This is a genomic window from Limnohabitans sp. Rim47, assembly GCF_001517545.1.
Lineage (GTDB): Bacteria > Pseudomonadota > Gammaproteobacteria > Burkholderiales > Burkholderiaceae_C > Limnohabitans_A.
This window is the reverse complement of sequence record NZ_FBYA01000001.1, coordinates 707,585-720,619: the sequence shown is the minus strand read 5'-3', so window position 1 is coordinate 720,619 and position 13,035 is coordinate 707,585. Positions and strand designations below refer to the sequence as shown.

Below are 13,035 nucleotides of genomic sequence, written 5' to 3'. Positions count from 1 at the left end.
AACCTACATTAGGGATTTTACTTTTCACAAGCGGGAGAAAAACGAATATGACTGAACCAATTCTGATTGCGCAAAATGCCCAAGTGCAATGTCACCTCCTCCCGGGTCTGGCCAACCGCCATGGCCTGATCACCGGCGCCACAGGCACGGGTAAAACCGTGACCCTGCAAAGCTTGGCCGAGAATTTCTCGCGCATGGGTGTTCCCGTCTTCATGGCTGACGTCAAAGGCGATCTGACCGGCATCAGTCAAGCCGGAAAAATAGGAGACAAGCTGGCCGCCGTGCTCAAAGAAAGGGGTATTGCCTTGCCCGTTCCCATGGCCTGCCCCACGACCCTTTGGGACGTGTTTGGTGAACAAGGTCACCCGGTACGCGCCACCATCTCTGACATGGGACCCTTGCTATTGACCCGCATGCTGGGCCTGAACGACACCCAGGCCGGGGTGCTGAACCTGGTGTTCAAGATCGCCGATGACAACAGCTTGCTGCTGCTGGACATGAAAGACCTGCGTGCCATGCTGCAGTATGTGGGGGACAACGCCAAGCTGTTTACCACCGAATACGGCAACATCAGTGCTGCGAGCATTGGGGCCATTCAGCGCGGTCTGCTGCAGATCGAAAGCGAGGGCGGCGACCGTTTCTTTGGCGAGCCCATGCTCAACATAGAAGACTTTATGCAGACCGACGCCCAAGGCTTGGGGGTGGTGAACATTCTGACGGCCGACAAGCTGATGAACTCGCCCCGCTTGTACGCCACCTTCTTACTTTGGATGCTGTCCGAGTTGTTCGAGGTGCTGCCCGAAATCGGCGACCCCGAAAAACCCAAGCTGGTGTTCTTCTTTGATGAGGCACACTTGTTGTTCAAGGACGCTCCTGCGGCGCTGGTCGAGCGCATCGAGCTGGTGGTGCGCCTGGTGCGGTCCAAAGGCGTGGGGGTGTACTTCGTCACACAGAACCCATTGGACATCCCGGACAGCGTGCTCGGTCAATTGGGCAATCGGGTACAGCATGCTTTGCGCGCCTACACCCCACGCGACCAAAAAGCCGTAGCTGCCACGGCCCAGACCATGCGCCCCAAAGCCGGACTAGACATCGAGGCAGCCATCACCGAGCTGGCCGTGGGCGAGGCCTTGGTGAGCTTTCTGGATGCCAAGGGACGCCCATGCGAGACTGAACGCGTGTTTGTGCTCCCGCCAGCCAGCCAGCTGGGGCCCATCACAACCACACAACGCCAAGCCTTGATCCAGAATTCCTTGGTGGCAGGCGTTTACGAAAACCACCATGACCGGGATTCAGCCTACGAGAAGCTCAAGGCAGGCGCGTCTCAGGGTCAGAACAGCGAAGCACCCGCGCTACCGGGTCAGGCCACAGCACCGGCAGGCAAAGAAGGTAGCCTGATGGGCGGCTTGTCCGACATGCTGTTTGGTAGCTCAGGGCCCCGAGGCGGGCAACGCGATGGCGTGGCCCAGCTGGTGGTCAAAAGTGCAGTGCGCACTGTGGGATCGGCCATTGGGCGCGAAATTGTTCGCGGTGTGCTGGGCAGTTTGTTGGGTTCAAGCCGCCGCCGCTGATTTCAGACCCAAAAAAAACCGCCGGGTGAAGCACCCGGCGGTTTTTTGGGAAGGTCTGTCGACGATCAGGCAGTTTCGCCCAACACGGTCACAGTCACGTCCACCACCACGTCGGTGTGCAAAGCCACGGATACAGCGGATTCGCTCACGGTTTTGATGGGGCCATGAGGCATGCGGATCTGGGACTTGACCAGCTTGTAGCCTTGCTTGTTCAGCTCTTCAGCGATGTCGTGGTTGGTCACAGAACCAAACAAACGGCCATCCACGCCAGCTTTTTGCGACAACTTGACGACCAAGCCAGACAATTTCTCGCCTTGTGCTTGGGCTTCAGCCAACTTGGCGGCAGCTGCTTTTTCGAGTTCAACACGGCGAGCTTCGAACTCGGCCTTGTTGTTTTCGGTAGCACGGCGTGCACGGCCTTGTGGGATCAGGAAGTTGCGAGCGTAGCCGTCTTTGACTTTGACGATATCGCCCAGATTACCCAGGTTCACAACCTTTTCGAGCAGAATGATTTGCATGGTTGGACTCCTTAGACTTTATGCTGGTCGGTGTAGGGCAACATGGCCAGGAAGCGGGCGCGCTTGATGGCTGTGTTGAGCTGACGCTGGAAAATGGCACGGGTGCCAGTCAGGCGTGCAGGAATAATCTTGCCGTTTTCGGCGATGAAGTCACGCAAGGTGTCCACATCTTTGTAGTCGATTTCTTCGACGCCGGTCACAGTGAAGCGGCAAAAACGCTTGCGCTTGAACAGCAGTGACTGGGTATTGCGCTTAGGGCGCTTGTCTTTGTTGAATTTTTTGAACGTGGCCATGGGGCCTCCTGAAATTAATCTTGCTGAAACTCTTGAATGTGCAACACGACACTTTTGCCTTGTCGAGGGGTGGCCAAAAAGCCTTTGAACGTCCAGACACTGCCTACCGCTTGCTTGACCAGCGTTTCTGCCAGAGACCCGAAGGCCAAGGCACGAAGCTTGAGCTGGACTTTGCGGGCTTGTCCTGCCTCTTGTACTTCAGAGGCATGCTCCAGAATCAAGTCCAGAGCGGGCAAACCGGCGGGGGTGTATCGCAAAGCAGCTTGCTCGGCGATACAGGCGGTCAGTTCTGTCAGGTTCACTCCTCAACAGGCACGTGTCAAGCGGCGAATTCGGCTTGTTGTGACTTGCGGGCTTCTTCGCGCTCAACCGTTTTCATCATCGATGAAGGAGCGGTGTCGGCTTTTTTCTTGAGCACAGTCAGGTGACGCAAAACAGCGTCGTTGAACTTGAAGGCATGCTCCAGTTCAGCCATGACGGCTTGATCGGCTTCAATGTTCACGCACAGGTAGTGGGCTTTGCCCAGCTTGTTGATCTGGTAAGCCAACTGACGGCGGCCCCAGTCTTCAACACGGTGGATATTGCCACCGCCGGCAGTGATCATGCCTTTGTAACGCTCCAGCATGGCTGGAACTTGTTCGGACTGATCGGGATGGATCAGCAAAATGATTTCGTAATGACGCATTGAGACTCCTTGCGGTTAACCCAAAAGGTTGGAAAAGCCGCCCCCAGCGTCTGTCGGGGTGCGGCAAGGCGAAGCCTGCGATTATAGCGTTAATTCAGAGGCCGGGATAGTCTCCGTCCGGCACAACAAGCTGCGTGCGCGGTACAACCCAACGGGTCGGCAATAGCAAAGTCAACAAAACCATCACCAGCAGGCCTGCGGGCACACCAAAAACACCCGCCGACAAGGGCTGAATGCCAAACCACAGACCAGCACTGGGGTCCAAACCCCAGAAATGCCGGAAGCCGGGGGCGTTGACCACCATGTAATAAAGGGTCAGCCCCAAGCCCGCTAGCATGCCGGCGACGACGGCAGGACGATGCACTTTTTGCCAAACCATGCCCAAAACCATGCCTGGGAAAAATGCGGCAGCCGCCAAGGAAAAAGACGTGGAGACCAACGCAAGGATTTCCGCAGGCTTGAAAGCGGCCACCACAGCGGCCAGCATGGCAACGGCCAGCAAAGCAAACTTGGACAAAATAACGCGTCCCTCAGCCGATTTAGGTTTGCGTTCACGCCCTGGCCCAATGTCATGCACCAAGGCATTGCTGATGGTCAACAACAAGCCATCGGCGGTTGACAAARCGGCCGCCAGTCCCCCGGCTGCCACCAAGCCAGAGACCACAAAAGGCATACCACCCAATTCAGGGGTGGCCAGCATGATCATGTCGGCCCCAAGCTTCAACTCACCCAACTGCAAGACGCCGTCACCATTGACATCCGAAAACTCCAGCAACGCGGAATCAAGTCGGGCCCATTGCGCCATCCAGCTCGGCAAATCCGCAAAACTGCTGCCCACCAGGTTATTCAGCACCTCGAACTTCACCAGCACAGCCAAAGCCGGAACACTCAGGTAAAGCAAGCCAATGAAGAACAAGGACCAAGCCACCGAAGTGCGGGTCTCGGCAACCGAGGGCAATGTGTAAAAGCGCGTCAGCAAGTGAGGCAAGCCAGCTGTTCCGACCATGAGGCAAAACACCAACGCCAGAAAATTCAGCCTCGACTCATCGAACAACTTGATTTCTTGCGCACTGCCATGAGGGTTGCCCGCAAATGCCTGTGCGTGGGCAGGCATTCCCCCTAAAGGTCGGGCCCGATCACGGTTGTCGAGCATGGCTCGGGTCCATTGTTCACGTGCTGTCGCCGCATCGCGAGGCACCGCCAAAAGTGCGCGCCGAGCTTGTGCAATCGAAGCGTAATCGGCCGATTGCGCCTTGAGTATGCGGATTTTTTCCTCCAGCTCTAGACGCAACTCGGCCATGGATCGCTCGACATTTTCAAGCCGTGCCTCAAACATCTTGGCCCGTCGTGCAAACTCTTGACGCACCTCGATTTCGGCTGGATCATTGATCAGCTTTTTTTCGATGGCTTCAATGTGCGCAAGCTGCTGGCCATAGACCAAGGGAGCGAACGGTGTTCCAAGTTGCTTATAGGCAAGCCAGGACACAGGAATCATGAAGGCCAGCAGCAACATGATGTACTGCGCCACCTGAGTCCAAGTGATGGCACGCATGCCCCCCAAAAATGAACACAGCAAAACCCCACCCAAACCGAGCAAGATGCCAATCTCGAACTGAACGCCCGTCAAACGGGATGCGATCAGCCCGATGCCATAGATTTGGGCTACAACATAGGTGAATGAACACAACACCGAAGCCAATGCGGCGATGATGCGAGGCCAACGACCGCCGTAACGGCGGTCAAAGTAGTCCGGCAAGGTGTAAAGCTTCATAGCCCGCAAATGCGGGGCAATCAACAATGCAACCAGGCAAAAGCCGCCGGTCCAGCCCATCACATAAGCCAAGCCACCAGGCTGCTGCCCGCTGCCAGAAAAGCCCTGCAAATAAAGTGCCCCCGCCAAGCTGATGAAAGAGGCGGCACTCATCCAGTCTGCGGCAGTGGCCATGCCGTTGTACATGGCCGGAATACGCCTGCCCGCAACGTAATACTCGTCTTCGTCCGTTGTCCTGCTGGATATGCCGATCAAGGCATAGATCATCACCGTGCTGAACAAAAAAATGGGGCCAATCAAATTGCGTGACAGCCCCCACCGTTCGGCCGAAGCCATGGCCCCCATCAAAGTGACGAGGATGCCGATGTAGATCAGCACATTGCGGTGAATCCGCCAGTGGTAAGCCGCGGTTCGACGGTTTGCCATCGGTTGAGTCATCGCAAGGCCCAGGATTGAAAAATCAGCGACCCAGATTGGTCCAGGTTTCGATCACTGTGTCAGGGTTGAGCGAGATGGAGCTGATGCCCTTGTCCATCAACCAGCGCGCGAAATCAGGGTGATCACTGGGGCCCTGTCCGCAGATACCGATGTACTTTCCTTTGGCCAGGCAGGCCTTGATCGCTTGCTCAATCAAGGCGGTCACAGCAGGGTCGCGTTCGTCAAAGTCCATGGCCAGCAATTCCAGGCCAGAGTCACGATCAAGGCCCAAAGTAAGCTGTGTCAGATCGTTGGAGCCGATTGAAAATCCATCGAAAAACTCAAGGAATTGTTCAGCCAGGATGGCGTTGCTGGGCACTTCGCACATCATGATGACCTTGAGATCGTGTTCGCCACGACGCAAACCTTGGGTGGCCAGCAGTTTGGTGACCTTTTCGGCCTGACCCAAGGTGCGAACAAACGGCACCATGATCTGGACGTTGGTCAATCCCATCTCGCCACGCACGCGTTTGATCGCTTCGCATTCCATGGCAAATGCCTCGCCAAAATCTGCGCTGATGTAACGCGCAGCGCCACGGAAACCCAGCATTGGGTTTTCTTCTTCCGGCTCGTAGCGGCTGCCACCAATGAGCTTGCGGTATTCGTTGCTCTTGAAATCCGACAAACGCACGATGACGGGCTTGGGCCAAAAAGCCGCCGCGATGCTGGCCACACCTTCGGCCACTTTATCGACATAAAACGCACGGGGTGACGCATGGCCACGGGCCACCGATTCCACGGCTTTCTTCAAATCGGCATCGATGGCGGGGTAATCAAGGATCGCCTTGGGATGCACACCGATGTTGTTGTTGATGATGAACTCCAGACGCGCCAGGCCCACGCCCGCGTTGGGCAACTGGGCAAAGTCAAACGCCAACTGGGGATTGCCCACGTTCATCATGATTTTGGTTTTGATCTCGGGCAACACGCCGCGCTGGATTTCGCTGATTTCAGTTTCCAGCAAGCCATCGTAAATGTGCCCGGTATCGCCCTCGGCACAGCTGACGGTGACCAAGGTGCCCTCTTTCAGCTGTTCTGTGGCGTTGCCGCAGCCCACCACGGCAGGAATGCCCAACTCACGCGCAATGATGGCCGCATGGCAGGTGCGACCGCCCCGGTTGGTGACAATGGCGCTGGCCCGCTTCATCACGGGTTCCCAATTAGGGTCGGTCATGTCGGTCACCAGCACGTCGCCGGGTTGAACCTTGTCCATCTCGCTGATGTGATGCACCAAGCGCACAGGGCCCGTGCCGATCTTTTGGCCGATCGCCCTGCCCTCGGCCAAGATGGTGCTTTTGCCTTTGAGCTTGTAACGCAGCTCGGGCGTGCCTTTGGCCTGGCTTTTCACGGTTTCAGGACGTGCTTGCAGGATGTACAAAAGACCATCCGTGCCGTCTTTGCCCCACTCGATGTCCATCGGGCGACCGTAGTGCTGCTCGATGACCACGGCATAACGGGCCAACTGCTCAACCTCGTCATCGGTCAGGCTGTAGCGGTTGCGCAACTCAGTGGGCACATCGGTGGTTTTGACCAGCTTGCCCGAAGCCGCTTTTTCTTCTGGCGTGGCAAACACCATCTCGATCAATTTAGAGCCCAGATTGCGTCGGATGACACATCGCTTGCCCGCCGCCAACATGGGCTTGTGCACATAGAACTCATCCGGGTTCACCGCGCCCTGCACCACAGTCTCGCCCAAGCCATAGCTGGAGGTGATGAACACCACGTCTTCAAAGCCCGACTCGGTGTCGATGGTGAACATGACCCCTGCAGCGCCCAAATCGGAGCGCACCATGCGTTGCACGCCTGCCGACAAGGCCACATCAGCGTGTGCGAACCCTTTGTGCACGCGGTAGCTGATGGCGCGGTCGTTGTACAAAGACGCAAACACCTCTTTCATTTTGTGCAGCACATCATCGATGCCGACCACGTTCAAAAAAGTCTCTTGCTGACCGGCAAATGAAGCGTCCGGCAAGTCTTCGGCGGTAGCCGAAGATCGCACCGCAAAAGAAGCCTCGGGGTTGCTGCCTTGCAGGCGGACAAACGCCTCGCGAATGGCTTGCTCCAAATCGGCAGGAAAAGGCTGGGCTTCGACCATGGCGCGGATTTCTGCACCCGCTGCGGCCAAAGCGCGGACATCGTCTGTGTCCAGCACGTCCAAGCGGGCGTTGATGCGCTCGGTCAAGCCGCCAAAAGCCAGAAACTGCCGAAAAGCATGGGCAGTGGTGGCAAAACCCGTCGGCACCCGCACGCCCGAGGGCAATTGGGAAATCATCTCCCCCAAGCTGGCGTTTTTGCCACCGACCGACTCCACATCGGTCATGCGCAATTGCTCAAAGGGAACGACCAAGGCGGTCTCACTGAAAAGATCAGACATGCAAAGCTCCAAAGTTAAAACCGAGCTCCATGGGTCAGGACGGGGTTTTGTTGTTCTTTGAATTCAACCGCCGAGTGAGGTGCCATGGATAATCAAATCATTTTAGGGGGCTTGATGCCGCCTTCATTTGAAATTTTTGCATCCATGTCCAAACGCACTGTTTTTTTCGTCTCTGACGGCACCGGCATCACCGCTGAGACTTTTGGCAACGCCATCCTGGCCCAGTTCGACATGAAGACGCGGCATGTGCGCCTGCCTTTCACCGACACCATCGACAAGGCGCACCAAGCGGTCAGGCAGATCAACCACACCGCCGATACCGAGGGCAGCAAACCCATCGTATTCACCACCTTGGTGAACATGGACGTGCTCAAAGTGCTGCAAGAGCATTGCCAAGGCATGTTGCTGGACATGTTTGGCACCTTTGTGAACCCGCTGGAAAACGAGCTGGGCATCAAGTCGCACCACCGGGTCGGCCGTTTTTCGGATGTGAGCAAAAGCAAGGAATACCACGACCGCATCGAGGCCATCAACTTCTCACTGGCCCATGACGATGGTCAATCCAATCGCGACTTGGAATCGGCGGATGTGATTTTGGTCGGTGTGAGCCGAAGCGGCAAAACCCCGACCAGCTTGTACTTGGCCATGCAGCACGGCCTGAAAGCCGCCAACTACCCCTTAATTCCTGAAGACTTTGACCGCAAGCAATTGCCACCAGCCCTGGTTCCGCACCGCAAAAAAATCTTCGGCCTGAGCATCCATCCAGATCGCCTGGCCGAAATCCGCGCAGAGCGCAGACCCAACTCGCGTTATGCCAGCCTGGAAAATTGCCGCATGGAAGTCTCAGAAGGGGAAGCCATGATGCGCCGCTCCGGCATCCGCTGGCTGTCGACCACCACCAAGTCGATCGAAGAGATCGCCACCACCATCCTTCAGGAAATCAAACCAGAGCGGCTGATTTACTGAAAGAGGCATGGGCACCCCGTGTCACATCGGCCACTGGGGCGGCCAGATCACGCCAAAGTTGCCGCAATCCGTTCGGCGCACTGACGTGCTTGCACCGCATCACGCGCCTCGACCATGACCCGCACCAAAGGCTCGGTACCACTGGCCCGGATCAAGACCCGGCCGGTATCACCCAACTCGGACTCTGCGGCCCGAGTGGCATCCCACAAAGGCTGATGGCCTTGCCAATCAAAGCCCGGTGTCAAACGCACATTGATCAATGTTTGCGGGAACAGCGTGATGCCCTCCAGCAATTGGGCCATGGTCTGCCCGCTGCCCACACAGGCTTGCAAAACCTGCAAAGCACTGACCAAGCCATCGCCTGTGGTGTGTTTGTCCAAAGCCAAGAGATGGCCTGAGCCCTCGCCACCCAGCAACCAACCCTTGTCGTGCAAGACCTCCAACACATAACGGTCACCCACCTTGGCCCGCACAAATTGCACACCGCGTTGCTTCAGTGCCATCTCGACCGCCAAGTTGGTCATCAAAGTGCCCACAGCACCCGGCACAGCTTCGTCTCTGGCCAATCGGTCTGCGACCATGAGGTACAACAACTCATCGCCGTTGAACAATCGGCCTGTTGCATCCACGAATTGCAGGCGGTCAGCATCCCCATCAAGTGCGATGCCGTAATCAGCGCCTTGGTCTTTGACGGCTTGCACCAAAGCCTCAGGGTGCGTGGCGCCCACGCCTTTGTTGATGTTCAGGCCGTCCGGGGCGCAGCCGATCGCGATCACCTCAGCACCCAACTCGTGGAAAACCTTAGGCGCGATTTGGTAAGCCGCGCCATGGGCAGCGTCAACCACAATCTTCAAGCCCTTGAGGGTCAAATCATTTGAGAAGGTGCTCTTGCAAAACTCAATGTAACGACCCGCTGCGTCGTCCAAACGCCGGGTTTTACCCAAAGCTGCAGAGTCCACCCAAACCGGGTCTTCCAGCAAGGTCGCCTCGACGGTTTCTTCCCAAGCATCGGACAGTTTTTTGCCTTGGGCGCTGAAAAACTTGATGCCGTTGTCGGCAAACGGGTTGTGGCTTGCGCTGATCACCACACCCAAAGATGCCCGCTGCGCACGGGTCAAATACGCCACCGCTGGCGTGGGCACAGGCCCCAACAACACCACATCAACCCCTGCCGAGTTGAAACCGGATTCCAGCGCACTTTCCAACATGTAACCAGAAATTCGGGTGTCTTTTCCGATCAGCACCACCGGGTGCGCCTCTTGAGCTTTCAAAACACGACCGACTGCATGCGCCAAACGCAAAATGAAATCGGGCGTGATGGGGCTTTGACCAACAGTGCCCCGAATGCCGTCCGTGCCAAAATATTGACGCGCCATGCTCACCATCCTTGTATTTTTAATAAGTCAAAGAATTCTAGCGGCCGGATCGGGCAACCATCCTGACAAAAGAGAATATCCAGCGGTTTAGTCCACACCGATATGAGACTGCATGGCCTGCCAGACTTTGAGTGCATCCACCGTTGGCTTCACGTCGTGCACGCGCACCACACGAGAGCCCCTGTCTACCGCCAACAAAGCGGCGGCCACACTGGCGGCTTGGCGTTGCGCGGGCTCAGGGATCTGCTCCTGATCACTCAACGCCGCGCCCAAAGAAGATTTGCGGGACCAACCCGCCAGAACCGGATAACCCAAACGCAACAATTCGGACTGCCTGGCGAGCAACTGGAAGTTCTGCGCCACGGTTTTGCCGAACCCGATACCGGGATCGAGCATCAATCTGGATGACGCAATGCCCTGGGCGGTGAGTGATTCGACGCGCCCTTTCAAGAAAGCAGCGACCTCGGCCAGCACGTCCCCGGTCATGGTCTGCATTTGCATGGTTTGAGGTTCTCGGTGCATGTGCATCAAACACACGCCACAAGCGGGATGCGCGGCAATCACACGCTCAGCCCCCGGCTGGCGCAAAGCCCAAATGTCATTGACGATGTCGACGCCCAGATCCAGCACCACCTGCATCACTTCAGGCTTGTAAGTGTCTACCGATATCGGCACTTGCCAACGAACCGCTTCTTTCAAAAACGGGACAAGGCGCGCTAACTCTTGCGATAAAGGCACTGGTTCTGCGCCTGGCCGCGTGGACTCGCCACCCACATCCAAAATGCCAGCGCCATCGCGCAGCAATTGCTCGGCATGCAGCAAAGCCTGTGTCGCTTCACCGTGCTGACCCCCGTCAGAGAAAGAATCGGGTGTGACATTCACAATACCCATAACCCAAGGACGAGAGAGGTCCAAATCAAACCGCGTGGTCTGCCAACGCGTGGCGCGGTGCGGTCCAGTTTTTTCAGCTTCCATGTGGCTTCTTCCATGAAAAACGGAGCCCGAAGGCCCCGCTCTTGTGACACCGATCTTGAAAAATCAAGCTGCCGTGGTCGCTGGCTCTGCTTGAACCTCAGGGGTACCGCCGCCGCTGCCGCCGCCGGAGGGTGGTGTACGAGGCGTCCAGTCTTTGGGCGGCATGGGGTCGCGCCCGGCCATGATGTCATCGATCTGGTCCTTGTCGATGGTTTCCCACTCCAGCAAGGCTTTGGCCATGGCGTGCATCTGGGCGCTGTGCTCTTCAATGAGCCGACGGGCCAAACTGTACTGCTCGTCGATGATGCGACGCACTTCCATGTCCACCTTTTGCATGGTGGATTCGCTCATGTTGGTGGTCTTGGTCACCGATCGGCCCAAGAACACTTCGCCTTCGTTTTCGGCATACACCATCGGGCCCAAAGCATCCGTCATGCCGTAACGCATGACCATGTCTCGGGCAATCGAGGTGGCTCGCTCAAAGTCGTTGCTGGCACCGGTGGTCATCTGGTGCATGAACACCTCTTCGGCAATGCGGCCACCAAACAACATGCTGATCTGGTTCAGCATGAATTCTTTGTCGTAACTGTAGCGGTCCTTTTCAGGCAAGCTCATCGTCACACCCAAGGCACGGCCACGGGGAATGATGGTGACTTTGTGCACCGGATCGCACTTGGGCAACAATTTACCGATCAAGGCGTGGCCAGCTTCGTGGTAAGCCGTGTTGCGACGCTCTTCTTCGGGCATGACCATGCTCTTGCGCTCAGGCCCCATCAGGATCTTGTCTTTGGCTTTTTCGAAGTCAACCATCTCAACCACGCGTGCATTGCGACGCGCAGCCATCAAAGCAGCTTCGTTGCACAGGTTGGCCAGATCAGCACCACTCATGCCAGGCGTGCCACGGGCAATCACACCGGCATTGACGTCTTGGCCAATAGGCACCTTACGCATATGCACATTCAAAATTTGCTCACGGCCACGGATATCGGGCAGCGTCACATAGACCTGACGGTCAAAACGGCCCGGACGCAACAAAGCGGCATCCAGAATGTCTGGTCGGTTGGTAGCGGCCACCACGATCACACCCAAATTGGTCTCAAAGCCGTCCATCTCCACCAGCATCTGGTTGAGGGTTTGCTCACGCTCGTCATTGCCACCGCCCAAGCCTGCACCACGTTGACGGCCAACTGCATCGATTTCATCGATGAAGATGATGCAAGGCGCGTTCTTTTTGGCGTTTTCGAACATGTCACGAACGCGGGCTGCGCCCACGCCGACAAACATCTCGACAAAATCAGAACCCGAGATACTGAAAAAAGGCACCTTGGCTTCGCCTGCGATGCCTTTGGCCAGCAGTGTTTTACCGGTGCCGGGTGGGCCTACAAGCAGCAGGCCACGAGGGATACGACCGCCCAGTTTCTGAAACCGCTGAGGGTCTTTCAGGAAATCGACGACTTCCTTGACTTCTTCTTTGGCCTCATCGCAACCGGCTACGTCAGCAAAGGTGACCTGGTTGTTGTTTTCGTCCAGCATGCGTGCTTTGGACTTGCCAAAACTGAAGGCACCGCCTTTGCCTCCGCCTTGCATCTGGCGCATGAAGTACACCCAGACACCGATCAAGAGCAACATCGGACCCCAGCTGACCAACAAGGTCATGAGCAGGGAACCTTCTTCGCGGGGTTTGACATCAAATTTGACGCCACTGTTGATCAAATCGCCAACCAAACCGCGGTCCAAATATGTGGCCGTGGTCTTGATGCGACGATCGTCGTTGGTGACAGCCAGAATTTCGGTGCCACCAGGGCTCTCGGAAATGGTGGCGCTCTTGATCCGGTTGCCGCGAACCTCTTCTAGAAAGTCAGAATAACCAATGGCATTCGCACCTGCGACACCACGGTTGTCAAACTGCTTGAACAAGGTGAACAGCACCATGGCAATCACCATCCAAACGGCAATTTTGGAAAACCAAGGGTTATTCAAGAGACACTCCAATCGAAAAAAATGACTGTTCTCATTCTAGGCCTGCGGC

The 13,035-nt window shown here is 56.6% G+C and carries 11 protein-coding genes; 2 read left to right on the top strand and 9 right to left on the bottom strand.

Annotated elements, in window-relative coordinates; translation table 11 throughout:
* Positions 1 to 47 precede the first annotated feature (47 nt).
* Positions 48 to 1,571, top strand: coding sequence for a helicase HerA-like C-terminal domain-containing protein (locus BN3544_RS03295; protein WP_019428752.1), 1,524 nt, complete (start codon positions 48 to 50; stop codon positions 1,569 to 1,571).
* A gap of 65 nt (positions 1,572 to 1,636) precedes the next feature.
* Here the strand turns inward: BN3544_RS03295 and rplI are convergent, their stop codons facing one another.
* The 6 genes from rplI to ppsA form a co-directional block, all read right to left on the bottom strand.
* Positions 1,637 to 2,089, bottom strand: coding sequence for a 50S ribosomal protein L9 (gene rplI / locus BN3544_RS03290; RefSeq protein WP_019428751.1), 453 nt, complete (start codon positions 2,087 to 2,089; stop codon positions 1,637 to 1,639).
* Positions 2,090 to 2,100: 11 nt separating this feature from the next.
* A complete protein-coding gene (rpsR, locus tag BN3544_RS03285; RefSeq protein WP_019427495.1) occupies positions 2,101 to 2,382 on the bottom strand; it encodes a 30S ribosomal protein S18 in 282 nt (93 codons plus the stop codon).
* Between the two features lie 14 nt (positions 2,383 to 2,396).
* Positions 2,397 to 2,684, bottom strand: coding sequence for a primosomal replication protein N (gene priB, locus BN3544_RS03280; protein WP_019428750.1), 288 nt, complete (start codon positions 2,682 to 2,684; stop codon positions 2,397 to 2,399).
* Between the two features lie 17 nt (positions 2,685 to 2,701).
* A complete protein-coding gene (rpsF, locus tag BN3544_RS03275) occupies positions 2,702 to 3,067 on the bottom strand; it encodes a 30S ribosomal protein S6 (RefSeq protein ID WP_019428749.1) in 366 nt (121 codons plus the stop codon).
* Positions 3,068 to 3,161: 94 nt separating this feature from the next.
* On the bottom strand, positions 3,162 to 5,264 hold the full coding sequence (locus BN3544_RS03270; RefSeq protein ID WP_059355977.1) for a VC_2705 family sodium/solute symporter: 2,103 nt from the start codon (positions 5,262 to 5,264) through the stop codon (positions 3,162 to 3,164).
* Positions 5,265 to 5,298: 34 nt separating this feature from the next.
* Entirely contained in the window at positions 5,299 to 7,689 is a 2,391-nt protein-coding gene (gene ppsA / locus BN3544_RS03265; protein ID WP_019428747.1) for a phosphoenolpyruvate synthase, read from the bottom strand.
* A gap of 144 nt (positions 7,690 to 7,833) precedes the next feature.
* On the opposite strand from ppsA, the gene BN3544_RS03260 reads away from it, so the two are divergent.
* Positions 7,834 to 8,655 (top strand): posphoenolpyruvate synthetase regulatory kinase/phosphorylase PpsR, encoded by an 822-nt coding sequence (locus tag BN3544_RS03260; protein ID WP_026036438.1) that lies wholly within the window; start codon positions 7,834 to 7,836, stop codon positions 8,653 to 8,655.
* Positions 8,656 to 8,702: 47 nt separating this feature from the next.
* Here BN3544_RS03260 and glmM read toward each other — a convergent pair whose 3' ends face one another.
* From glmM to ftsH, 3 genes are all read right to left on the bottom strand, one after another.
* Complete coding sequence (gene glmM / locus BN3544_RS03255; RefSeq protein ID WP_026036437.1) at positions 8,703 to 10,031, bottom strand: phosphoglucosamine mutase; 1,329 nt, start codon at positions 10,029 to 10,031, stop codon at positions 8,703 to 8,705.
* 87 nt (positions 10,032 to 10,118) lie between these two features.
* Positions 10,119 to 11,006 (bottom strand): dihydropteroate synthase, encoded by an 888-nt coding sequence (folP, locus tag BN3544_RS03250; RefSeq protein WP_019428744.1) that lies wholly within the window; start codon positions 11,004 to 11,006, stop codon positions 10,119 to 10,121.
* Positions 11,007 to 11,069: 63 nt separating this feature from the next.
* Positions 11,070 to 12,986 (bottom strand): ATP-dependent zinc metalloprotease FtsH, encoded by a 1,917-nt coding sequence (ftsH, locus tag BN3544_RS03245; protein ID WP_019428743.1) that lies wholly within the window; start codon positions 12,984 to 12,986, stop codon positions 11,070 to 11,072.
* Positions 12,987 to 13,035 lie beyond the last annotated feature (49 nt).

What these genes read in the sequence shown, in the direction of transcription:
- BN3544_RS03295 (WP_019428752.1), top strand. Translation starts at nt 48, where the DNA reads ATGACTGAACCAATTCTGATTGCGCAAAATGCCCAAGTGCAATGTCAC.
- rplI (WP_019428751.1), bottom strand. Translation starts at nt 2,089, where the DNA reads ATGCAAATCATTCTGCTCGAAAAGGTTGTGAACCTGGGTAATCTGGGC.
- rpsR (WP_019427495.1), bottom strand. Translation starts at nt 2,382, where the DNA reads ATGGCCACGTTCAAAAAATTCAACAAAGACAAGCGCCCTAAGCGCAAT.
- rpsF (WP_019428749.1), bottom strand. Translation starts at nt 3,067, where the DNA reads ATGCGTCATTACGAAATCATTTTGCTGATCCATCCCGATCAGTCCGAA.
- ppsA (WP_019428747.1), bottom strand. Translation starts at nt 7,689, where the DNA reads ATGTCTGATCTTTTCAGTGAGACCGCCTTGGTCGTTCCCTTTGAGCAA.
- BN3544_RS03260 (WP_026036438.1), top strand. Translation starts at nt 7,834, where the DNA reads ATGTCCAAACGCACTGTTTTTTTCGTCTCTGACGGCACCGGCATCACC.
- glmM (WP_026036437.1), bottom strand. Translation starts at nt 10,031, where the DNA reads ATGGCGCGTCAATATTTTGGCACGGACGGCATTCGGGGCACTGTTGGT.
- folP (WP_019428744.1), bottom strand. Translation starts at nt 11,006, where the DNA reads ATGGAAGCTGAAAAAACTGGACCGCACCGCGCCACGCGTTGGCAGACC.